This is a genomic window from Polaromonas sp. (genome assembly GCF_039930745.1).
Lineage (GTDB): Bacteria > Pseudomonadota > Gammaproteobacteria > Burkholderiales > Burkholderiaceae_C > Polaromonas.
On the sequence record NZ_JBDTTH010000077.1, the window covers coordinates 1 to 20609 of the forward strand.

A 20609-nucleotide genomic window follows, 5' to 3' on the forward strand; every position below is an offset into this window, starting at 1 on the left:
TGGTTGAGCCCCCCGAGCGCATCAATGCGTTCCAGCAGTTCATCCAGCACGCCGCGAACAACCTGCTGCATTTCACCATTTTTGCGGCCATACAGCCCGGCAAAGTTGGTGACCCCGCCGGCCGTGCCCATGCCGCCCAGAAACCCGTAGCGCTCCACCAGCAGGGTGCGCGCGCCACGCCGGGCGGCACTGACACTGGCCGCCAGTCCGGCCGGCCCGCCGCCGATCACGACGACATCGAACTCGCCGTATACAGGCAATGCGCGGGACGGCTCGGTGATGGGGTTGAAGTTGGGGAAGGTCGCCATGGGACGTCAGCAGTTACGCGAAGTGAACCATCGCAGGAGCGCTTTTCTTTTCAAGCCGGGGCCGCGGAACCGGCTTTGCCGGCCCGCAGGCGCAGCCGCCCCCTCGGGGACAGGAGCTGCACCAAGTGAGCGACCGTTGGGGCTCATTCAATTTTTATCCCACGCATCGCGATGATGCCGCCCATGATGGCGGTTTCATTGCGAATGCGGCTGGTCAGGCCTTCCGGCGACGTGCCAACCGCCTGCCAGCCCTGGTTGAACAGTTTCTGGCGGGTGTCGTTGTCGCGGATGATGCGGGGCACTTCCTGGGCGAGGCGGGTCTGCGCTGCCTTGGACAATCTGGCCGGGCCGACCAAGGCGGTCCACACTTCCAGGTTGAAGTTGCGCACTTCCGCTTCGGCCAGCGACGGGATTTCACTTGCCAGCGCACTGCGCCCGGCGGTCAGGCCGATGGCCTTGAGCTTGCCGGCGCGGATTTGCGGCAGCGCGATGCCGGGTGGCACCAGCGCCATCTGGATCTGGCCACCGAGCAGTGCGGTGACGACCTGCGGGTTGCCCTGGTAGGGAATATGCACCGCAGCGAGGTTGCCGGCGCTGGACTTGAGCAGTTCCATGCCCAGATGGCCGACCGAGCCGTTGCCCACCGAACCGTAGTTCCACTTGTCGCCGCCGTTGCGGGCTGCCAGGAAGAAGGCGTTGCCCGATGGCTGGTTCACCGGGGTCACCAGCACCAGGGGCGCGGTGGTCAGCAGCGAGATGTGTGCGAAGTCCTTGGCCGGGTCATAGGGCAGCTTGGAATACAGCATCTTGGCCGAGGTCAGGTTGCCGTTGATCACAACGCCCAGCGTGTGGTCGTCGGTGGCTTTGGAAACCAGGTCAGCGGCAATGTTGCCCGAGGCACCGGGACGGTTTTCAACAATGACCGGCTGGCCCAGCGCGCGGGACAGGGGCTCGGCCAGCGTGCGGGCAGCCATGTCGGGCGTGGAGCCGCCGGGGAAACCCACAAGCAGTTTGACGGGCCGGGTGGGCCAGTTCGTGACCACCGGTGCGGCTTCTTTTGCAGCCGATGGTTTCGGTGCCTTTTGGGCTGTAGCCAGCATGGGTAGGGCGAGTACAGCTATCAGAAGCGTAGCGCGTTTGAAAACTTTCATGCGATTCTCCAAAATTGAAAGGGCTTATTTGAACAGCTTTGTGGGCTCGATTCCGTCGTACATCCATTGAAGGCCAGCAAAACCCGCGCTTTCGTTGCCGCTTTGAAACAGCTGGTTGCGCAGCTCGCGCTGAACGCCGGCAGCGTGATAGATATCGCCATAAAAACGCGCAGTCAGTTGCACCCTGCCGGTGCGCAGATATCTGGCCCGCTGGTATTCCTGGAAAGCCAGCGGCACATCACCGCGCGTAAAGCGCAAGGCTTCGCGCAGCACCACCGCGTCTTCAATGGCCTGCCCTGCGCCCTGGGCCAGGTACTGCAGCATCGGGTGGGCTGCATCGCCGAGCAGCGTGACGCGCCGGTCGGTCCAGGTGCTCACCGGCTCACGGTCGCACAGCACCCACATCTTCCAGGTTTGTATTTTGGCCAGCAGTTCGCGTACCTGCGGACAGGCGTTGCTGAAACGCTCCGTCAGCTCTGCCGTATCGCCAAACGTGTTCCAGCCTTCGTCGTACTTGCTGCTGTGAAATACCGCCACCAGGTTGAACAGCTCGCCGCGGCGCAGTGGGTAATGCACCAGATGGGTTTTTTCGCCGCCCCAGAGCAGCACGTCGTCGCTCCACAAATGGGCGGGCACCTCTTCGCGCTTCAGGACGGCGCGGTAGGCAATGTGGCCGGACACCCGCGGCTTGCCGTCGCCGACCACTGTTTCGCGCACCTTGCTCCACAGTCCGTCAGCGCCAATCAGCGCCGAACCCGGCAGCGTTTCGCCGCTGGCCAGGTGAACGCGCACCTCGTTTGCCGTCTGCTCGAACGACTCGAGCCTGGCCTGGATGCGCAGCGTGATGTTGGGCAAGGCCTGGCAAGCCTCGAGAAACACCTGATGCAGGTCGGCGCGATAAATCACGCCATAGGGGAAGCCGTAGGTGGCGCGGGCCATGTCGCCCAGCGGCACGCGCACAACTTTTTCGCCGGTGCGCACATCGTTCATGCCCATGCCAGGCGGGAAAAACGACACTTTGCTGACCACATCGGTCAGGCCCAGCCAGGCGAACATGCGGAAAATGTTCGGACCAAGCTGGATGCCGGCACCGATTTCACCGAAGTTCGCGGCCTGCTCCAGCACCGTCACGGCGTGGCCGTCCCGCGCCAGCACCAGGGCAGTGGCCAGGCCGCCTATGCCGCCGCCGGCGATGAGGATGGGGTGGGGAGATGTCACGATTGTTCAGGGTCTGCAGAAAAAGGTTTCTGCCAGATGATAAGTGTACTTATCATTGGCCGCTATGGGTCATGGTGAATACCCTGAACTTGGGGGAGCGCTGAACAAACCCCCTGCAGCCCGCCCGATCCGGCTGCCGCACCTCCGCAAGGACCTGTTCAGCGCTCCCTTAAACTCCGGCCATGCCAAAAAGCTTTAATTTCAGCGAGGCCCCCGGGCACCAGATCCGGCGCGCCCACCAGTTGTCGATTGCGCTCTTCATGGAGGAGACGGCCGAATTCGACGTGACGCCGGTGCAGTTCGCCATCTTGAACGCCTTGATGGACGACCCCGGCGAAGACCAGGTCACGCTGTCGGGCAGGGTGGCATTTGATGCGGCGACCTCCGGCTCGGTGATTGGCCGGCTGGAATCCAAAGGCTGGGTGCGGCGTCAGGCGGACCCGGCGGACAAGCGGCGCAAGCTGCTGTGGGTCACGCCCGAAGGCGAGAAAGTAGCCCTGGAAATGAAGCGGGCCGTCAGCAAGGTCCAGTCGCGCCTGCTTGGGCCGCTGAAGGCCAGCGAGCGCAAGCAGCTTGGCGCACTGCTCGGCAAGCTGATTGCCGGCCACGAGGACATGGCCTGAGCCTGGCCGGCCCGCTTCTGGTTTTATGCCGATTTGGCCAGCAAGGTGAAGTGTTCCACCACCGGCGGGCTGGCAAAAAACGGCCCGACAATGGCGCGCCACTGGGCAAACGCCGGTGATTCGCGGAAACCCACGGTGTGGTCTTCCAGCGTGTCCCAGAAAATCTGCAGGATGTAGCGCTCCGGGTTTTCTATCCCCTTGTTGACCTTGAAGCCCTGGAAGCCTTTGGCGTTCTGGATGACGGTGCCCAGCCCGCGCTGGATGGCTTCGTCAAAGGCGGCTTGCTGGCCGGGAGCAATGCGGATGTCGGCGAGTTCGAGAATCATGGTTGTCCTGTGCTTGATGGAATAAGGCCGTCAGTATTGGCTGGCAGGCAACTCTACCGTCAAACCGTCCAGCGCGGCAGTCAGGCGGATCTGGCAACTGAGCCGGCTGGCGGGCAGCGCTGATACGGCGGTAAAGGCCAGCATGGCCAACTCTTCGCCGTCGGCTGCTGGTAACTGGCTGGAAAACGGCTCGCACACCATCACATGGCAGGTGGCGCAGGTGAGCAGGCCGCCGCAGTCGGCGGCGATGCCTTCAATGCCGGCAGCCACGGCCGCCTCCATCAGGCTTTGGCCAATTTTGCTTTTAGCCCTTATGGGCTGTGCGCTACCAGCTATGAAATTAATAGTAATCATGAGAACTTGTTTGCTTCAAATGCGGCTGAAATATTCGCGCCGCTGCCAGTCATCCTTGTCTTCGGCCTGTTCGTGGCGCATGATCTCCGCCTGCTTGATGCGTGTGAAGTAGTTGATGAAGGTTTCGCCGAACGCCTGCACCAGCACCGGGTCGGCTTGCAGCGCCGCCAACGCTTCCCCCAGGCTCGTCGGAATGCGCATGCCGGCCTCGCCGTAAGGAGCATCTGTGGCCACGGGTGCCTTGAGGCTGCGCCGGATGCCGTCCAGCCCGGCGTAAATCTGGGAGGCCAGGTACAGATAGGGATTGGCCGCCGGCTCGCCGATGCGGTTTTCAATCCGCGTGGCCTTGTCCTGGCACTGGCCCACCACGCGCAGCATGGCGCCGCGGTTGTCCCGGCCCCACAACACAGACTGGGGAGCCAGCGCATTCGGCCTAAAGCGGCCAAAGCCGTTGATGGTTGGCGTGCAAAACACCGTCATTCCGCGCGCGTGCTCAAGCAGACCCGCCAAATAGTGTTCCCCGAGCGGTGAGAGCGTGTATTGCGCGTCGGTGGCCTGCGTGCCTGCTGCTGGCGCTTCGCGCTGGAACAGGTTGGCGCCGGTCTGCAGGTCCACCAGCGACTGGTGCAGGTGCCAGCCGCTGGACATGATGTTCGGAAAGGGCGGACGGCACATGAAGGTGGCGTGGTAGCCGGCGCGGCGCAGCGCCTGCTTGACTGCGCTGCGAAACAGCACCATGTTGTCGGCGGCCGTCAGCGCATCGGTCGCGTCGAAAACGGCTTCCACCTGGCTGGGGCCAAGTTCGATTTCCAGCGACTGCAAGGGCAGGCCCAGCACTTGTGCCGTGCGCTGCACGATGCGCAGCGGCTCTTCAGCCATGTCAAAGCAGTTCTCGGCCAGCAGGTTGTAGCCGGGGTGGATCATGGCGACCTGAGGCGGCAAGCCGGGCCAGGCGGCCTGCTCCGGATCAAGCTGGTCTCTGGCTCCGTCGTCGGTAATGCGGTAGATGTGAAATTCGATTTCCAGCCCGCACTTCATGCCGTAACCGGCTTCGGCAAGTTGCGCCAGCGCACGTTGCAAGATGCGCCGCGTGTCCAGCTCGACCGGCGAGCCGTCCTGCATCCATGGCTGGGCCTGGACCCAGCCGATGCCTGGTGCCCAGGGCAGTTCCTTGAAGCTGGCCGGGTCTGCCAGCAACAGCAGATTGCTCGCAAATTCAAAACCCGGCAACCCGGCCGCACCACCCGCCTCGAACACTTTGAAGGCCGTGCGGTCCGATGTGTCCTTGAGCAGCAAGGTGCTCACCATGCCCACGCCGTCCTGCATCGCCTGAGCCGCCGCAGAGGCGACCAGGGTCTTGCCGCGCAAGGCGCCATGCAGATCGCACCAGGCAAAACGCACCAGCTCGATGCCGCTGGCGTCTATCCGTTGTGCGGTGTGCTTCAGGGCGCTTCGGCGCGCAGCGTCATGAATGCCGCATTGTTCGGCGAAGCTGCTCATGCGCTCGCAACCTGCTTCGTGTCCTTCGTTTTCCAGGGTGCGTTCTCCTGCTTGGCCCGAGCCTGTGCCTGCCACCAGGCCGGCCATTCTCCCGCCGGCGCAATACCGTCCATTGTGTCCGGGCCACGCATCAGGTCAGCTTGCGCGGGGTCAGCAATGCCCGGCGCCACACCGCCTTCCTGCACGGTCGCAATGGCCTTGATCAGCATGCGGCGGTTGGCCATGATGACCTTGTCGCTGGTACCCAGGTGCTCACGCGTGCGGTCCTGGATCGCGCCCATGCTTTCCACCGCCCACTGGTCGTGCACGTTGATGTCTTCCTCGCCCATGCCCAGGTAGGTCTGCGTGCGCTGCTCCTTGGCATTGAAGCCCCAGTTGTTGTGGCGCCCGGCGTTCGGAATGTAGTCGGGCAGCGAGATGAACTGCTGGCGTTGCGCGCGCATGCTCTCCTTGTCCAGCGGGCCGGCAAAACTTGTGAAAAACGAATACCAATAAGTGTGGGTGTCGTCCACCGGCAGATGCATCTGCGTGATGGTCATGGTTTCCGACAGTGGAATCACAAACGTGGCCGGAAAAATGGCGTTGGTCACACGCACATGCGTGAGCTTGTCATTCATGGGCCGCAGCGCCGTGAGCTGCATGCCCCAGGGCTTGTTCTCGAAGCTGATCTCGGGCTGCGCAAACTCGCGCATGATGCGCGTCATTGACCACTGCTCGCCGTCGATGGCACCGGCACTGGCGCTGCGGAATTGCTTGCCGGCTGCGTTCTGGCCGATGTCTTCCAACGCCTCGTCCTGCAGGAAGCGATGCAAAAAGGACGGGTGAGCCGGATCGATGCCGACCTCGAAAGCCTGCAGCCAGTTGGCATGCCACAGCCCCTTGAAGGCGAAGCTGTGGGTGGCTGGTGCGCTGAAGCAGTCAAAAGCGGGGAAGGGCGGCGGGGTCGAACCTTCCGGGCCCAGCCAGACGAAAAGCACGCCGCTTTTCTCAAGCACCGGGTAGCTGCGCTGCTTCACGCGCTCACACAGCTTGCTGCCCGCAGGCTCGGCCGGCGTCTCCAGGCACTGGCCCCGCACATCGAACTTCCAGCCGTGGAAAGGGCAACGCAGGCCGTCGCCCTCGGCGCGGCCAAAAGACAGGTCGGCGCCCCGGTGCGGGCAGTCGCGGTCCAGCAAGCCGTAGTTGCCTGCGTCGTCTCTGAAGAGAACGAAATCCTGGCCCAGAAGACGCACGGCCTTGACCGGGCGTTTTTCCATGCGTGGGTCGAGCGCGGCGTTGAATTCATCAACCAGCGCTGCAGGTTGCCAGTAACTGCGCAGCAAGGCGCCACAGGGTGTGCCGGGGCCAATCCGGGTGATCAGGTCGTTCTGTTCTGCGTTCATGCTTGGTTCTGCCTAAAACGGTATACCGAAAATTAAATTCAGTGTACATTTCTAGCCATGAGCTTGCAAGAGACGGTGTTAATTCAATTGCGGGACCTGATCCTGCGCGGTGAATTTGAGCCCGGCCAGCGCCTGGCCGAGCAGCAACTGGCCGAGCGCTTGGGTGCTTCCCGCACCCCTGTGCGTTCAGCGCTGGTCACGCTGGAACAGGAGGGGTTGGTCGAAGCCAACGACACCGGCAAATTCCTGGTGCGCCAGTTCACGCCGCGCGAGGTGGCCGATGCGATTGCCGTGCGCGGTCATCTGGAAGGCATGGCGGCGCGCCTGGTGGCTGAGCATGGCGTGTCACGTCAGTTGCAGGCAGACCTGCAGGCCTGCCTTGATGAAGGCGACGGCGTTCTTGCGGCCAATCCACTGACTTACGAAAGCTACGCGGCCTACGCAGTCATGAACGACCGTTTTCATGCGCTGGTGCTGGAGGCCTGTGGCAACCGCGCCTTGCAGCGCGCTGTGACGCTCAATGACAAATTGCCGTTTGCGCCCGCTTCTGCCATGCTGCCCATGCAGGGCACCGTCACGCTTGACCGCGACTGGATGCTTTACGCCCACCGCCAGCACCACATGTTGTTCGCCGCGCTCAAAGCGGGCGAGGGTGCACGTGCGCAGGCGCTGGCCATCGAACATACCGAGGTAGCCCAGATGAACATGCGCATGGCGCTGGAGCGCCGGGCAGAAACCGAACGTGTATTGCCCGCGATTCGCCTGGTGGTGGGGCGTTGACCACCAACGTAGTGAGTTTTACGGCCGCCGGCGTACGCCGCGGCTTTTTTGCCGCCCAAGTGCTCGCGCCCGGGGTGATTCTTTATGCGATGGTGTTCGGCGTACTGGCCAGCGAGCGTGGCATGTCGTGGCTGCAGGCCATGCTGATGAGCGCTGCCGTCTATTCAGGCAGCGCACAACTGGCGGCGCTGCAGGGCTGGACGGCGACGGCCGTGGTCACGCCAGTCATCGTCACCATCCTGGTCATGAACGCACGTTATGTGCTGTATGGCGCGGCCATACAGCCCTGGCTGGCCGGCTTGCCGCGCCACCAGAGCTGGGGGTCGCTGTTTTTCCTGGGCGACGGCAGCTGGGCCATGGCCATGCGCGAGTACGAAACCGGCTACCGCGACGCGGGATATGTGCTCGGCTCCGGCGTGGCGATGTTTGTGCCGTGGCTGGGCGGCACGCTGGTGGGCCATCTGCTGGCCGGCAATGTTCCTAACCCCGCTGCATTCGGGCTGGACTTCATGCTGGTGGCTTTTGCCGCGGCCATCGGCATGGTGCTGTGGCGCGGCAAGTCAGATTGGTGGCCCGCTGTTGCCGCGGGCCTGGTGGCGCTGCTGCTGCACCGGCTGCTGCCGGGCGCATGGTACATCGTGGGGGCAGGGCTTGCAGGCGGCCTGGTGGGGGCATGGCGCCATGGCCGTTGAAAGCACTTTTCTGCTGGCGCTGGCCGGCATGGCGCTTGCCTCGTTCGCCTGCCGCATCAGCGGCTTTTTGCTCATGGGTTATGTGCGCATCACACCGCGGGTTGAATCTGCGCTCAAGGCCATTCCCCTGTCGGTGATGGTCGGCATCGTGACGCCGGCCGCCACCTCCGGCAAGCTGCCCGAGCTGCTGGCCTTGCTGGCGGTGGGGCTGGTGATGAAGCTGGTGCGCAATGACCTGGCGGCCGCGGTGGCGGGGGCTGCCACGGTGGCCGTTGCGCGATGGGCCTTGGCCTGAATACCTAGTCTTTGGCGACCTGCAGCACCAGCTTGCCGAAGTTCTCGCCATTGAAAAGCTTGAGCAGGGTTTCGGGGAAGTTCTCGATGCCGTCCACTACATCTTCCTTGCTCTTCATCTTGCCTTCCTTCAGGTAGGCTGCCATCTCGGCAATCGCTTGCGGGTAGCGGTCGGCATAGTCGAACACCACAATGCCTTCCATGCGCGCGCGGTTGACCAGCAGCGAGAGGTAGTTGGCCGGGCCCTTGACCGGCGTGGTGTTGTTGTACTGGCTAATCGCGCCGCAGATGATGATGCGAGCGCCGCGCGTGATGCGTGTCAGCACGGCGTCGAGAATGTCGCCGCCCACGTTGTCGAAGTAAATGTCCACGCCCTTGGGGCAGTGTTCTTTCAGCCCGGCCTTCACGTCGCCGGACTTGTAGTCGATGCAGGCGTCAAACCCGAGTTCCTTCACAACCCAGTCGCACTTGGCCTTGCCGCCGGCAATGCCCACCACGCGGCAGCCCTTGAGTTTGGCGATCTGGCCAACCGTCTGGCCGACCGCACCAGCCGCGCCGGAAACCACCACGGTTTCACCGGCCTTGGGCTGGCCGACATCTATCAGGCCGAAGTAGCCGGTCATGCCAGGCATGCCCAGCACATTGAGCCAGGAGGTCAGGCCCATGCGCGGGTCAATCTTGAACATGCCGCTGCGTTTGATCTGGGCTTCGGGAATCAGGCAGTACTCCTGCACGTCCAGCCCTGCGTTGACATAGTCGCCCACCACAAAGGCGGGGTTGTTGGAAGCGATCACCGTGCCGACACCGCCGGCACGCATGACGGCACCGATTTCAACCGGCGGGATATAACTTTTGCCTTCATTCATCCAGCCGCGCATGGCTGGGTCTAGCGAAAGGCTCAGGGTCTTGACCAGCACGCCGCCTGGGCCGGGTTCGGCCACTGGCTCGGTGGTGAAGCTCCAGTTGTCACGTGTGGGCAGGCCGACGGGGCGGCTGGCCAGGCGAACCTGGTGGTTGGTCAATGCTGTGATGGCGGTCATGAGGGCTCCGGGAAGTGGCTGGCAGTCAAAAGGCGATGTTAGTGGCGCCCCGCCCGCGTGTCAGTCGCGCAGGCGATTGCGAAGCCTGCTACATGCGTTCGCTCAATCAGGCAGGGCAGTTGGAAGCGACAGAAAATGCGCGATGGCCGGGTGATGGTTTATGCTTTATCTGATGAAACTCCACAATTATTTCCGCTCTTCGGCCTCTTTCCGGGTGCGTATCGCGCTGGAGCTCAAAGGCCTGAGTTATGAGTACGTCGCCGTTCATATCGCCAAGGGCGAGCACAAGAAGCCACCTTATGCCGAGTTATCGGCCGACACCCTGGTGCCCATGCTGGAAGTCGATGGCGAAAAGCTGTCGCAATCCATGGCCATCATTGAATATCTCGATGAAAAGCACCCGGCACCGGCGCTGCTGCCGGCCGACGCGTTGGGCCGCGCCAAGGTGCGCGCGCTGGCGCAGTCCATTGCCTGCGAGATCCACCCCATCAACAACCTGCGTGTGCTCAAGTACCTGGTGCGGGAACTCAAAGTGGATGAAGAGGCCAAAAACACTTGGTACCGCCATTGGTGCCGTGAAGGGCTGGAGGCTTTGGAGCGCCAGTTGAACCAGCTCCCGCCATCGACCTATTGCTATGGCAACACACCTACGCTGGCCGACTGCTGTCTGGTGCCGCAGATCTTCAATGCGAAGCGTTTTGACGTGAACTTTGACGGCTTGCCCCGTACCATGGCTGCCTTCGACGCCTGCATGGCGCTGCCTGCATTCCAGAAAGCCCAGCCTTCGTCCTGCCCCGACAACGAAGCTTGAGCACGACTTGCACCCGGACTGGCTGACTCCCGACTGGCCCGCGCCGCCCGGTGTGCGTGCGCTGTTCACCACGCGTGCTGGCGGCACGTCGGCGGTGCCGTACGACAGCATGAATCTGGGCGACCACGTGGGTGATGCGCCGGAGCGAGTGGCGGCCAACCGCGCTTTGCTGGGCCAGTCCATGGGAGCCACCCCGGTTTTCCTGCAGCAGGTACATGGCACCGCCGTGCTGGATATTGGCCCCGACACCGCGCATGGCCAGCCGGCAGACGCCGCCACGACCAGCCAGCGCGGCGTGGCCTGCACCATCATGGTGGCCGACTGCCTGCCAGTGCTGTTCAGCACCACGGATGGCGCTGTGATCGCCGCTGCCCACGCCGGCTGGCGCGGGCTGGCCGGAATGCAAGGCAAAGGCATTCTCGAAGCAACTTATGAGTGTTTTAAGGATCTAGCCCTTATGGGGCGGGCGCAACCAGCTATAAATACCATAGCGTGGCTGGGCCCGTGCATCGGGCCTGCTGCGTTTGAAGTGGGGGTAGAGGTGAGGGCGGCCTTCGTCGATGGCGATCAGCGAGCGGAAGACTGCTTCAAACCCCTGGCTTCGGACAAGTATCTGGCCGACCTGGCCGGTCTGGCCCGCCTGCGTCTTCAAGCGATGGGCATCACGCAGATTTACGGCAACGACAGCAGTACGCCCTGGTGCACGGTGGGCAATGCCTCAAGGTTCTTTTCGCACCGGCGCGACGCCGGTATCGCCGGCAACGGCTTCCACACCACCGGCCGCATGGCGGCCTGCATCTGGCGCGAGTGATTCCGCTTCGAATGCGTCGGGTGCAAGCGCCGCAGCCTCGGCCGCTTCACGTGCCTTGATGGCCTTGCGCCTGGCCGGCGCACCCATCAGGTAAACCACCAATGCCACAGGCCCCACGCCGTAGAGTACAAAGGTGATCAGCGCCCCCAGCAAGGTACCCGTCGGATGGGTGGCTTCGGCCACACTCATCATGAGCACCACGTACATCCAGGCGATGACAATCAAATACATAAAACTTTGCGCTGCGTCACGGGTTGGGAAAGGTTTTCCACGATACTAGGCAAGACCTGCTGCGGGTATAAAAGCTCCATCCAGACCGAACAACAAGAGACTGCGGATACCCGGGAAGACAAGCATGAATTCTGACGCAAACCTGGCGCAAGCAGCCCAACAGATGCAAGAGACCTTTGCACAGGGCCTCCAGCAGGTCATGGGCGTCATGGCAGGTGCCGGCCTGGGTGCCGCGCCCGGTTTCCCGCCGCTGGCCATGCCGGCGCTGACGGCCCCGCCGCCCCTGCAACTGGACCCCGCCAAACTCATTGAAATCCAGCAGTCTTACCTGAAAGACATCACCGCGCTATGGAACAGCGGCCTGCAAGCTGGCGCTTCTGTTGCTGGTGTGCCGTCTGACCGTCGCTTTGCCAACGAAGCCTGGAGCAGCAACCCGGTGGCCCAGTTTGCCGCTTCGGCTTACCTGCTCAACGCCCGCACCCTGATGGGCCTGGCCGACGCGGTGGAGGGCGACGAGAAAACCAAAGCCCGCCTGCGTTTTGCGGTTGAGCAGGCCATGGCCGCCACGGCGCCCAGCAACTTCCTGGCGCTGAATGCCGAAGCGCAGAAAAAAGCCATCGAAACCCAGGGCGAAAGCATTGCTCAGGGCCTGACCAACCTGCTGCATGACATGAAGCAGGGCCATGTGTCCATGACGGACGAAAGGGTTTTCGAAGTCGGCAAAAACGTTGCCACCACCGAAGGCGCCGTGGTTTTTGAAAATGAGTTTTTCCAGCTGCTCGAATACAAGCCGCTGACCGCCAAAGTGCACGAGCGGCCTTTCCTGCTGGTGCCGCCCTGTATCAACAAGTTCTACATTCTTGATCTGCAGCCCGAGAACTCGCTGATCCGCTACGCCGTGGCCCAGGGCCACCGCACCTTCGTGGTCAGCTGGCGCAACCCCGACGAGTCCATGGCCGGCAAGACCTGGGATGACTACATTGAGCATGCAGTCCTCAAGGCCATCGAAGTCACGCAGGAAATCACCGGCGCGAAAACCATCAATGCCTTGGGCTTTTGCGTGGGCGGCACCATGCTGGGCACGGCGCTGGCGGTGTTGGCCGCGCGCGGCGAAAAGCCGGTGGCCAGCGCCACTTTTCTGACCTCCTTCCTCGATTTCAGCGACACCGGCATCCTGGACATCTTCATCGACGAACAGTCCGTCAAGTTCCGTGAGACACAGATGGGCCAGGGCGGCCTGCTCAAGGGGCAAGACCTCGCGTCCACCTTCAGCTTCCTGCGCCCGAACGACCTGGTCTGGAACTACGTCGTCGGCAACTACCTCAAGGGTGAAACGCCGCCGCCGTTTGACCTGCTTTACTGGAACAGCGACTCCACCAATCTGCCGGGCCCGTTTTACGCCTGGTACCTGCGCAACACCTATTTTGAAAACAACCTGTGCAAGCCCGGCAAGCTGACGGTGTGCGGCGAAAAGATTGACCTGCGCAAGCTGGACCTGCCGGTCTACATCTACGGCTCGCGCGAAGACCACATTGTTCCCGTCGGCGGGGCCTACGCTTCCACCCAGGTGTTGCCCGGCAAGAAGCGTTTTGTCATGGGCGCGTCGGGCCACATCGCCGGCGTCATCAATCCGCCTGCCAAGAAAAAGCGCAGCTACTGGACCAACACCAAACTGCCGCAGGGCAAGTTCCCCGCCAGCCAGGCCGAGTGGCTCAAGGGCGCCACCGAGCACCCCGGCAGCTGGTGGACAGACTGGTCGGACTGGCTCCAAAGCCATGCGGGCAAGCAAATTGCTGCGCCCAAAACCTATGGCAGCCGCAAGTACAAGGTCATCGAGCCGGCACCCGGCCGCTACGTCAAGGCCAAGGCCTGAATGGAAAACGTTGTCATCCCGGGCTTGACCCGGGATCCATGCCGCGGATGAAGCAGCGCACCGACATGGATTGCGGGTCAAGCCCGCAATGACAGACAGCTGAGGTTTTACTGGAGAGAAACTTATGGAAGACATCGTCATCGTTTCAGCTGCCCGCACTGCCGTGGGCAAGTTCGGCGGAGCTCTCGCCAAGACACCGGCCACAGAGCTGGGTGCAGCCGTTATCAAGGCCGTCGCCGAGCGTTCCGGCCTCTCGCCAGACCTGATTGGCGAAGTCATCATGGGCCAGGTGCTGGCAGCCGGCGTGGGCCAGAACCCGGCGCGCCAGAGCGTGGTGAAAGCGGGCTTCCCGCACGCGATTCCCGGCCTGACCATCAACGCTGTCTGCGGCTCGGGCCTGAAGGCCGTCATGCTTGCCGCGCAGTCGGTCGCCACCGGCGACAGCGAAATCGTGATTGCCGGCGGCCAGGAAAACATGAGCGCAGCACCGCACGTGCTCAATGGCTCGCGCGACGGCCAGCGCATGGGCGACTGGAAAATGATCGACTCCATGATCGTCGACGGCCTCTGGGACGTCTACAACCAGTACCACATGGGCATCACGGCTGAAAACGTTGCCAAGAAATACGGCGTCACGCGGGAAATGCAGGATGCACTCGCCCTGGCCAGCCAAACCAAAGCCATGGCCGCGCAAGACGCCGGCAAGTTCAAGGACGAGATCATTCCCTTCTCCATTGCGCAGAAGAAGGGCGACCCGCTGGTGTTTTCCGCCGACGAGTTCATCAACCGCAAAACCAGCGCTGAAGGCCTGGCCGGCTTGCGCCCCGCGTTTGACAAAGCTGGCGGCGTCACCGCCGGCAATGCCTCCGGCATCAACGACGGCGCCGCCGCCGTGATGGTCATGACCGCCAAGAAGGCCGCCGCCCTGGGCCTCAAACCCCTGGCCCGCATTGCCAGCTACGCCACCAGCGGTCTCGACCCCGCCTACATGGGCATGGGCCCGGTACCGGCTTCCACCAAGGCACTGCAGCGCGCCGGCTGGAAGGCGCAAGACCTGGACCTGCTGGAAATCAACGAAGCCTTTGCCGCACAGGCCTGCGCCGTCAACAAAGAGATGGGCTGGGACACCAGCAAGGTCAACGTCAACGGCGGAGCGATTGCCATCGGTCACCCGATTGGTGCATCCGGTTGCCGCATCCTGGTCACACTGATCCACGAGATGGTGCGCCGCGATGCCAAAAAAGGTATCGCCAGCCTGTGTATCGGCGGCGGCATGGGGGTTGCCCTCACACTGGAACGATAAATATCAGGTAAAAAGAGCTTGTGGCCCTTGCCAAATGCGCGCAACCAGCTATTTATTTGATAGCAGGTTGCCGTCACTGCAAGGCCATCAAAAAGCTTCTTTTTAACTGCTTTCAGAACCAATAAATCAAGGAGCAAGACATGGCAAAACGAATTGCGTACGTAACAGGTGGTATGGGCGGCATTGGTACCGCCATCTGCCAGCGCCTGCACAAAGACGGCTTCACCGTGGTGGCAGGCTGCGGCCCCACACGTGACTTCACCAAATGGATAGACGAGCAAAAAGCACTCGGCTATACCTTCTACACTTCCGTTGGCAATGTCGGCGACTGGGACTCCACCGTTGCCGCGTTTGACAAAGTCAAAGCCGAGCACGGCCCGGTGAGCGTGCTGGTCAACAACGCCGGCATCACGCGCGACGGCCAGTTCCGCAAAATGAGCAAGGCTGATTGGGACGCGGTGATTTCCACCAACCTCGACAGCATGTTCAACGTCACCAAGCAGGTGATCGAAGGCATGATTGAAGGCGGCTACGGGCGCATCGTCAACATCTCTTCCGTCAACGGCCAGAAGGGCCAGTTCGGCCAGGTCAACTACTCCACCGCCAAGGCCGGCCTGCACGGCTTCACCATGGCGCTGGCGCAAGAGGTGGCCAGCAAGGGCGTGACGGTCAACACTGTCAGCCCTGGCTACATCGGCACCGACATGGTCAAAGCCATCCGCCCCGACGTGCTCGAGAAAATCGTCGCTGGTGTGCCCGCCAAGCGCCTGGGAACCCCGGAAGAAATCGCCTCCATCATTTCTTGGATTGCATCAGACGAAGGTGGTTATGCCACGGGTGCCGACTTTTCGCTTAATGGTGGTTTGCACATGGGTTGAACCTTCGGCTCTTCGCTCCTCCATCAAAACCCGCTTCGGCGGGTTTTTTTTGTTCTTTGGTTCTACCCTGAAATCGCGTGATAAACCCTTGTTCGTAGCCGCCTGAATTCAGGCTTTGACAAGCGGCGAACATCGCCTAATATGGCGAAAAATTAGCAGATGCAGATGATGCAGGGTAAAAGCGATGGAAGAAGTCAGAAATTAGGAATAGTTCGCACAATAATTGTGAAGGTGACAGATCTGCTCTTCAAAAAGGGTATGTGGCAAAGACGGGAAGTTTCAAGGTAACAACATGAAGAAAACGGCGCATTCTCGAATAGATTCAAACCGCCGTACCTTTTCATTGGGTCTCGCGTCGTGTTTGCTCAGCGCAGGCTCGTCATCATTCGCGGGCTCAACAGAAGCCATGTTGCGCTTTGCGACTCCTGCGCCTTTTACTTCGCAGAAGTTCTGGAAAAACCTTCTTGAACTGATGAACGAGAAAACTGATAGCCCCACGCGCGAGCGCATGGAGCGGGTCGTTGGCACGCGGTTTGTTCGTGTGGCGGGGGATGCTCCTGATCAGACATTCTTTGTCGATTATGGAAGGCATTGGTACTTTAATGCTCGATTCAATTCCGGTCGGACGAACCCAAGTCTGGAAATCTGGCATGCTGCTCCAGGTGAAGTGTGGAGCCCAACGTCGGGCATCAACGTTTTTTCAGATGGTTCGCTTCTTTGGAGTCCATACATACACAAAACACTTGTCGACAGCGGATGGGAGCGTTACATGCGGTCACCCCATGCGGGTCCAGAAAATCGCAGCTACAGAAAGTCGAACATGACGATGGGACTGACTGTCGTTGACAATGTCATATCAGGCATCGCGATCACCTGGCTGCTTTAACTTTCCCCACGGGCAAGAGCGGCGCGCTGAAATTTGAGCCTTTTCGTGATCAACAGAACCTGCTCCGGCGGTTTTGTTTTCTGTTTTTATAATGAATCCGGGCCGGAAATCCGTTCATTCATTCATCACGTTCTGCGGCAGGCGCCTGTCATCGGCAAGTGCTCGCGCAGGGTCCCTCCACCGTTTCTCTGAAGGAACCCCTCCCGCATGCCGCACAGCGTCTCTCTCATCACCACCATTGCAGCAGGCCTTGGCCTGGCACTCATCTTTGGCTTTCTGGCCGCATGCCTGAAACTGCCTTCGCTGGTCGGCTACCTCTTTGCCTGTGTGCTGATTGGCCCATTCACCCCTGGCTTGTGGCCGCTGCCGCCATCGCCAGCCAGCTTGTCGAAATTGGCGTGATGCTGCTGATGTTTGGCGTGGACCTGTATTTTTCCTTCGACGACCTGCTGGCGGTATCCGACCTGCAGCCGCAGAGCCCAAAGCCGCTCCAGGTACAACCCTCAATGTTCAAGAGTAAAAGCCATGACCATTGAAATGAAGCCCTGCCATATGAAGCAGCGGCCCAGTCTGCGTTTTTTCTTGACCGGCTTGCTGCTGTGCAGCGCCTCAATGGCCTGGGGTCAAAGCTGGACAGTGCAAACTTTGTCCCCCCGTGTTCTGGCGGATGGCCAGCCGGTCAAAATTGCCATTGCTGTGCCCGTTGAAACGGCCTCTGCCGCAATACCTGTCCGGCACGTGTTGGTCTATCTGCAGCCTGGTGGTACGCCAATGCTCAAGGTTGCTAATGGCAGTACCGACTTCAGCCTGGGTGGGCCCTGGGTTCGGGGTTCGCCGCAGTTGCGGGCTCAAGGCATTTCGGTGATCTACGTTGACGTTCCCAGCGATGCCGAGCGGCGAGGTATCACTGCCCGCCCGCCGCGCGAAGTGCGGCAAGACCTGGCAGCAGCAGTGAAGGAGGCCCGGCAGCAGTTTCCCGGAGTTGAAGTACATCTGGCTGGGTTTTCCGCCGTGGCTCCGGTGTTGGACATAGCGGGCGGATTGGACGGAATCAGCAAGATCGTGTTGGCCGGCGGCGCTCTGGGCAACTTCAGAGCCAAGGATTGGAGCGATGTGCGACAGCCCGTGTTGATGCTGCATGCTCCCAGCGCTCAATGCGATAACGCCCCGTTTCTTGAAGCCGAGGCGGTGGCCAAACGCAGCCGTTTTACCTTTGTCAAAGTCGGTTACGAGCGGCAAGACAGCAAGGCCGACTGCGGACGAACCAGCCAGCATGTTTTCCACGGGCAGGAGGCTGCTTTTTCCAAAGCCATAGCCGATTGGCTGGATGGCAAGGAAATCCCTCCCGTTATCGGTTATGCCAATCCGCAAGTGGCCTGGCGCGAGGAAGTCATCACCTATTCGGCCCCCAGCACGTTCGGCAGCAACCTGCTTGAAGCCACCTTGTTATTGCCCGAAGCTGGCCGCTTTGGCGCAGGTCCCTATCCGGTGGCGGTGTGGAACCACGGCGATGCGTCGGTGGATATGGACGCCGTTCGCTACAAAAGCCGTGTGCGTGACATGTTGGTAGCGCGAGAATTTTTGCAATTGGGCGTGGCGGTGCTCATACCGGCGCGGCGCGGGGTTGGCATGTCAGAGGGGTCGTTCGCAAAGGGGTTTTCCAAGCAAGACGGAGATGCCACTTACAAAGCGCGCATGCAGGCGGAAGACATCCTGCCTGCGCTGGCCTGGCTCAAGAGCCGCTCGGAGCTAGACGCCAACCGGGTGATTATGTCTGGCCAGTCCGCGGGTGGCTACAGCGCCATGTACATCGCCAGCCAGAACCCGGCAGGCTTGATCGGCGCGGTCGACTTCTCGGGGGGGCGCAACGATATAAAAGAAGGTTCAGGCGCAGGCTATCTCAACCAGATGATGGTCAACGGTTTTGCCGAGTTCGGTAAAACCACCCAGGTTCCGACTTTTTGGGTCTTTGCTGAAAACGACACCCGCTACACCGCCAACACCATCCGTGCCTCGCATGAAGCGTTTCAGGCTGTTGGCGGCAAAGCGCGCCTGCTGCTTAGCCCGCCGATCGAAGGCGATGGACATCACATTTATCACAAACCTACTTTTTGGCGTGGAGCGCTTAAAGAGTACTTAACAGAGATAGGAGTGGTTGCCAATGCCAAGTAGGCAGCGCGCTACCCGGGGCGCTGGCCGAGCTGACGCAAGACGCTGGCGCGCACCCGGAGATTCTGTTGCGTGCCGCCATGGTCAACAGTTATGGACACAATCTCAAAATCACTGGCGCCGCGGAAAAGGCCAATGAACTCTTTCGGCGCCTCCTTGCCATCGCGCCCGATCACCCACGCAGCAACTACGCGTACAGCGCCTTCCTCGCCGGTGTGGCCAAACCTACTGAAAGCCTTCCCTACCTGGAAAAAGCGCAAGCGGCAGGTGTTGTCGATGCAGCCTATTCGCTCGGCTTGGTGCACCTGAGTCTGGGCAACCAACCCAGGGCGCTGGAATATCTTGAAAATTACAAGGTACGCGTTCCGGCAGACAGGAACACTGCCATTCTCATCGAAGCGATTCGCAGCGGAAGGGCCACGGTCAGGCAGGAGACCCCGTAGGATCCCCTGCAGGACGAAGAGCTGGTTACCTGCATCAAACCTGTCGCGCGTGGTCGGCAAAGGCTGCGAGCCAAGTCCTGAAGCGATAACCCGCTTAGGCGGTTTTTTTTTGTGTAGATGACTACCTTTGCATTAGTCTCATCACGGCTCGCATGCTATTGATGAACTATTTTTTGTAAGCCGCAGAAATTGTGTGCTGCCGGACGTTTTTTTCCGTTAAATTCCGTTCACTAATTCAGGGTGGAGTTTCCCCTTGCAGGGAAAAGCGGCATGCAAGATCGCAAAAAAATATATTTCGGGAGACACATGCGCTTTGTTGAGGCCGGGTGCGGCTTCGGCGGTGGCTCATGGTCGGCTGCTGCATGCGGAGCTATCACCGCATGAGCGCAAACGCCGCATTGGACTCGACAACAACGCCTGCGGCGGATCAAACCGAAAAACTTCCTTTGGCCGTGGCGCCAGCGCCCGAGTTCGGCTCGCTGGCTGCCCTGTGCATGATTGCCCGCTTCCACCAGGTTGGGGCCGATCCCGCCACGCTGGCGCATCAGCTGGGTTTACAGGCCAGCGCCGCCGTGGGTACAGACGATCTGCTGCGTGCCGCCAAACACCTGGGCCTCAAAGCCAAGCTCAGTAAAACCACGCCGGACCGTCTGCACCTGACGCCTTTGCCCGCACTCGCGCTCATGCGCCCAGGCCCTGCTGGCGAAGGCGTGGGCGTGGAGGAGAAAGCCGACACGCCCGGACGGGTCGTCATCCTCGCCCAATGCGACGGCAAGCGCATCTTGCTGCAAGACCCTTCCTCCGGCGGCAGCCGGCCTACCATCGAATCAGTGGAAGTGTTTGCCACGCAATGGACGGGTGAGCTGATTCTTGTCACCAGCCATGCTGCCCTGGCAGGCGAGCTGCAAAAGTTCGACTTCTCCTGGTTTGTGCCCGCCCTCGTCAAATATCGCAAGCTGCTGGGTGAGGTGCTGCTGATCTCTTTCATGCTGCAACTGTTCGCGCTGGTCAGCCCGCTGTTCTTTCAGGTCGTGATGGACAAGGTGCTGGTGCACCGCGGCCTGACCACCTTGGACGTGCTGGTCATCGGCCTGGTGGTGGTCGTGGTGTTTGAAAGCGTTCTCAATGGCTTGCGCGCCTATGTGTTCAGCCACACCACCAGCCGCATTGACGTGGAACTGGGCGCGCGGCTGTTCCGCCACCTGGTGCAGCTGCCATTGGCTTACTTCCAGGCCCGGCGTGTGGGCGATTCTGTTGCCCGTGTGCGCGAGCTTGAAAACATCCGCAGCTTCCTGACCGGCAATGCGCTCACCGTGGTGCTGGATGTGCTGTTCTCGGTCATCTTCATTGCCGTCATGCTGTTCTACAGCGTGCCGCTTACGCTGATCGTGCTGGTCAGCCTGCCGCTGTATTTCGGCCTGAGCCTGGCCGTTGTTCCCATCCTGCGCCAGCGGCTGGATGTCAAGTTTGCCCGTGGCGCTGAAAACCAGTCCATGCTGGTCGAAACCATCACCGGCATCCAGACCGTCAAGGCCA

At 61.2% G+C, this 20609-nt stretch carries 22 protein-coding genes and 1 pseudogene; 14 read left to right on the forward strand and 9 right to left on the reverse strand.

The window, feature by feature from the left end; genetic code table 11:
* The 3 genes from ABI660_RS18200 to ABI660_RS18210 form a co-directional block, all read right to left on the reverse strand.
* A partial coding sequence (locus tag ABI660_RS18200) for an FAD-dependent oxidoreductase (RefSeq protein ID WP_348070720.1) occupies positions 1-308 on the reverse strand: 308 nt, incomplete at its 3' end.
* 143 nt (positions 309-451) lie between these two features.
* Positions 452-1459: a tripartite tricarboxylate transporter substrate binding protein gene (locus ABI660_RS18205; protein WP_348070722.1), complete on the reverse strand. Its 1008-nt coding sequence runs from the start codon at positions 1457-1459 to the stop codon at positions 452-454.
* Positions 1460-1483: 24 nt separating this feature from the next.
* The gene (locus ABI660_RS18210) at positions 1484-2677 is read right to left on the reverse strand and encodes a 3-hydroxybenzoate 6-monooxygenase (RefSeq protein WP_348070724.1); all 1194 of its coding nucleotides are present in this window, start codon (positions 2675-2677) and stop codon (positions 1484-1486) included.
* A gap of 182 nt (positions 2678-2859) precedes the next feature.
* Here ABI660_RS18210 and ABI660_RS18215 point away from each other — a divergent pair, with 182 nt between their 5' ends.
* Positions 2860-3300, forward strand: a complete 441-nt coding sequence (locus ABI660_RS18215; protein WP_348070726.1) for a MarR family winged helix-turn-helix transcriptional regulator — start codon at positions 2860-2862, stop codon at positions 3298-3300.
* A 23-nt stretch (positions 3301-3323) separates the two neighbouring features.
* Here ABI660_RS18215 and ABI660_RS18220 read toward each other — a convergent pair whose 3' ends face one another.
* From ABI660_RS18220 to ABI660_RS18235, 4 genes are read right to left on the reverse strand one after another with little or no spacing between them, the layout of a single operon-like run.
* Complete coding sequence (locus ABI660_RS18220) at positions 3324-3626, reverse strand: antibiotic biosynthesis monooxygenase (RefSeq protein ID WP_348070728.1); 303 nt, start codon at positions 3624-3626, stop codon at positions 3324-3326.
* 30 nt (positions 3627-3656) lie between these two features.
* Positions 3657-3980 (reverse strand): 2Fe-2S iron-sulfur cluster-binding protein, encoded by a 324-nt coding sequence (locus tag ABI660_RS18225; RefSeq protein WP_348070730.1) that lies wholly within the window; start codon positions 3978-3980, stop codon positions 3657-3659.
* A gap of 15 nt (positions 3981-3995) precedes the next feature.
* Positions 3996-5480, reverse strand: a complete 1485-nt coding sequence (locus ABI660_RS18230; protein WP_348070732.1) for a glutamine synthetase family protein — start codon at positions 5478-5480, stop codon at positions 3996-3998.
* The gene (locus ABI660_RS18235; protein ID WP_348070734.1) at positions 5477-6862 is read right to left on the reverse strand and encodes a Rieske 2Fe-2S domain-containing protein; all 1386 of its coding nucleotides are present in this window, start codon (positions 6860-6862) and stop codon (positions 5477-5479) included. The genes ABI660_RS18230 and ABI660_RS18235 overlap by 4 nt, the downstream gene beginning before the upstream one ends.
* A 57-nt stretch (positions 6863-6919) precedes the next feature.
* On the opposite strand from ABI660_RS18235, the gene ABI660_RS18240 reads away from it, so the two are divergent.
* From ABI660_RS18240 to ABI660_RS18250, 3 genes are read left to right on the forward strand one after another with little or no spacing between them, the layout of a single operon-like run.
* Positions 6920-7642, forward strand: coding sequence for a GntR family transcriptional regulator (locus tag ABI660_RS18240; RefSeq protein WP_348070736.1), 723 nt, complete (start codon positions 6920-6922; stop codon positions 7640-7642).
* Positions 7639-8334 carry an AzlC family ABC transporter permease gene (locus ABI660_RS18245; protein WP_348070738.1) on the forward strand — a complete coding sequence of 232 codons (696 nt, stop codon included), beginning with the start codon at positions 7639-7641 and terminating at the stop codon, positions 8332-8334. The genes ABI660_RS18240 and ABI660_RS18245 overlap by 4 nt, the downstream gene beginning before the upstream one ends.
* The gene (locus ABI660_RS18250; protein WP_348070740.1) at positions 8324-8629 is read left to right on the forward strand and encodes an AzlD domain-containing protein; all 306 of its coding nucleotides are present in this window, start codon (positions 8324-8326) and stop codon (positions 8627-8629) included. Before ABI660_RS18245 ends, ABI660_RS18250 begins: the two co-directional genes overlap by 11 nt.
* A gap of 4 nt (positions 8630-8633) precedes the next feature.
* On the opposite strand, the gene ABI660_RS18255 is transcribed toward ABI660_RS18250, so the two are convergent.
* A complete protein-coding gene (locus ABI660_RS18255; protein ID WP_348070742.1) occupies positions 8634-9668 on the reverse strand; it encodes an NADP-dependent oxidoreductase in 1035 nt (344 codons plus the stop codon).
* 172 nt (positions 9669-9840) lie between these two features.
* Between ABI660_RS18255 and maiA the strand changes: the two genes are divergently transcribed.
* Together maiA and pgeF are read left to right on the forward strand one after the other, a co-directional pair.
* Positions 9841-10479: a maleylacetoacetate isomerase gene (gene maiA, locus ABI660_RS18260; RefSeq protein ID WP_348070744.1), complete on the forward strand. Its 639-nt coding sequence runs from the start codon at positions 9841-9843 to the stop codon at positions 10477-10479.
* A gap of 7 nt (positions 10480-10486) precedes the next feature.
* Positions 10487-11290 carry a peptidoglycan editing factor PgeF gene (pgeF, locus tag ABI660_RS18265; protein WP_348070746.1) on the forward strand — a complete coding sequence of 268 codons (804 nt, stop codon included), beginning with the start codon at positions 10487-10489 and terminating at the stop codon, positions 11288-11290.
* Here pgeF and ABI660_RS18270 read toward each other — a convergent pair.
* A complete protein-coding gene (locus tag ABI660_RS18270) occupies positions 11198-11521 on the reverse strand; it encodes a hypothetical protein (RefSeq protein WP_348070748.1) in 324 nt (107 codons plus the stop codon). The two genes, pgeF and ABI660_RS18270, sit on opposite strands and share 93 nt — an antisense overlap.
* 124 nt (positions 11522-11645) lie before the next feature.
* On the opposite strand from ABI660_RS18270, the gene phaC reads away from it, so the two are divergent.
* The 8 genes and pseudogenes from phaC to ABI660_RS18310 form a co-directional block, all read left to right on the forward strand.
* Positions 11646-13394: a class I poly(R)-hydroxyalkanoic acid synthase gene (gene phaC, locus ABI660_RS18275; protein ID WP_348070750.1), complete on the forward strand. Its 1749-nt coding sequence runs from the start codon at positions 11646-11648 to the stop codon at positions 13392-13394.
* Positions 13395-13518: 124 nt separating this feature from the next.
* Entirely contained in the window at positions 13519-14697 is a 1179-nt protein-coding gene (locus tag ABI660_RS18280; RefSeq protein WP_348070752.1) for an acetyl-CoA C-acetyltransferase, read from the forward strand.
* A 140-nt stretch (positions 14698-14837) separates the two neighbouring features.
* Positions 14838-15575 (forward strand): acetoacetyl-CoA reductase, encoded by a 738-nt coding sequence (gene phbB, locus ABI660_RS18285; RefSeq protein WP_348070754.1) that lies wholly within the window; start codon positions 14838-14840, stop codon positions 15573-15575.
* A gap of 292 nt (positions 15576-15867) precedes the next feature.
* Positions 15868-16461 (forward strand): hypothetical protein, encoded by a 594-nt coding sequence (locus tag ABI660_RS18290; protein WP_348070756.1) that lies wholly within the window; start codon positions 15868-15870, stop codon positions 16459-16461.
* Between the two features lie 207 nt (positions 16462-16668).
* A pseudogene (locus ABI660_RS18295) lies at positions 16669-16919 on the forward strand (cation:proton antiporter); the annotation flags it as partial.
* A 67-nt stretch (positions 16920-16986) separates the two neighbouring features.
* Positions 16987-18633 carry a CocE/NonD family hydrolase gene (locus ABI660_RS18300; protein ID WP_348070758.1) on the forward strand — a complete coding sequence of 549 codons (1647 nt, stop codon included), beginning with the start codon at positions 16987-16989 and terminating at the stop codon, positions 18631-18633.
* A 65-nt stretch (positions 18634-18698) separates the two neighbouring features.
* Positions 18699-19073 carry a hypothetical protein gene (locus tag ABI660_RS18305; protein WP_348070759.1) on the forward strand — a complete coding sequence of 125 codons (375 nt, stop codon included), beginning with the start codon at positions 18699-18701 and terminating at the stop codon, positions 19071-19073.
* Between the two features lie 494 nt (positions 19074-19567).
* The coding region (locus ABI660_RS18310; RefSeq protein ID WP_348070760.1) for an ABC transporter transmembrane domain-containing protein at positions 19568-20609 on the forward strand (1042 nt) is incomplete at its 3' end.

Bases quoted from the DNA above. Each gene is read 5' to 3' on its own strand.
- ABI660_RS18205 (WP_348070722.1), bottom strand. From the start codon at position 1,459: ATGAAAGTTTTCAAACGCGCTACGCTTCTGATAGCTGTACTCGCCCTA.
- ABI660_RS18215 (WP_348070726.1), top strand. From the start codon at position 2,860: ATGCCAAAAAGCTTTAATTTCAGCGAGGCCCCCGGGCACCAGATCCGG.
- ABI660_RS18220 (WP_348070728.1), bottom strand. From the start codon at position 3,626: ATGATTCTCGAACTCGCCGACATCCGCATTGCTCCCGGCCAGCAAGCC.
- ABI660_RS18225 (WP_348070730.1), bottom strand. From the start codon at position 3,980: ATGATTACTATTAATTTCATAGCTGGTAGCGCACAGCCCATAAGGGCT.
- ABI660_RS18230 (WP_348070732.1), bottom strand. From the start codon at position 5,480: ATGAGCAGCTTCGCCGAACAATGCGGCATTCATGACGCTGCGCGCCGA.
- ABI660_RS18235 (WP_348070734.1), bottom strand. From the start codon at position 6,862: ATGAACGCAGAACAGAACGACCTGATCACCCGGATTGGCCCCGGCACA.
- ABI660_RS18240 (WP_348070736.1), top strand. From the start codon at position 6,920: ATGAGCTTGCAAGAGACGGTGTTAATTCAATTGCGGGACCTGATCCTG.
- ABI660_RS18250 (WP_348070740.1), top strand. From the start codon at position 8,324: ATGGCCGTTGAAAGCACTTTTCTGCTGGCGCTGGCCGGCATGGCGCTT.
- ABI660_RS18255 (WP_348070742.1), bottom strand. From the start codon at position 9,668: ATGACCGCCATCACAGCATTGACCAACCACCAGGTTCGCCTGGCCAGC.
- maiA (WP_348070744.1), top strand. From the start codon at position 9,841: ATGAAACTCCACAATTATTTCCGCTCTTCGGCCTCTTTCCGGGTGCGT.
- ABI660_RS18270 (WP_348070748.1), bottom strand. From the start codon at position 11,521: ATGTATTTGATTGTCATCGCCTGGATGTACGTGGTGCTCATGATGAGT.
- phaC (WP_348070750.1), top strand. From the start codon at position 11,646: ATGAATTCTGACGCAAACCTGGCGCAAGCAGCCCAACAGATGCAAGAG.
- ABI660_RS18280 (WP_348070752.1), top strand. From the start codon at position 13,519: ATGGAAGACATCGTCATCGTTTCAGCTGCCCGCACTGCCGTGGGCAAG.
- phbB (WP_348070754.1), top strand. From the start codon at position 14,838: ATGGCAAAACGAATTGCGTACGTAACAGGTGGTATGGGCGGCATTGGT.
- ABI660_RS18290 (WP_348070756.1), top strand. From the start codon at position 15,868: ATGAAGAAAACGGCGCATTCTCGAATAGATTCAAACCGCCGTACCTTT.
- ABI660_RS18300 (WP_348070758.1), top strand. From the start codon at position 16,987: ATGACCATTGAAATGAAGCCCTGCCATATGAAGCAGCGGCCCAGTCTG.